The sequence below is a fragment of the Photorhabdus caribbeanensis genome (assembly GCF_018448885.1).
In the GTDB taxonomy this organism is placed as follows: Bacteria; Pseudomonadota; Gammaproteobacteria; order Enterobacterales; family Enterobacteriaceae; genus Photorhabdus; species Photorhabdus caribbeanensis.
This window is the reverse complement of the sequence record NZ_RCWB01000178.1, coordinates 1-218: the sequence shown is the minus strand read 5'-3', so window position 1 is coordinate 218 and position 218 is coordinate 1. Positions and strand designations below refer to the sequence as shown.

Genomic DNA, 218 nt, shown 5'->3' with positions numbered 1-218 from the left:
GAACTCCCAGCCATACCATCTTCGAGTACGGGGCTGTCACCCTCTCTCGCCGGCCTTTCCAGACCGTTCCTCTGATGCTATCGCTGATGTTGGTTCTGGGCTGCTCCCCGTTCGCTCGCCGCTACTGGGGGAATCTCGGTTGATTTCTTTTCCTCGGGGTACTGAGATGTTTCAGTTCCCCCGGTTCGCCTCATTAACCTATGGATTCAGTTAATGAT

At 54.6% G+C, this 218-nt stretch carries 1 rRNA gene; it reads right to left on the bottom strand.

Going from position 1 to position 218, the window contains the following annotated elements:
• Positions 1-218: ribosomal RNA gene (locus EAE90_RS23535) — 23S ribosomal RNA — on the bottom strand; the annotation flags it as partial.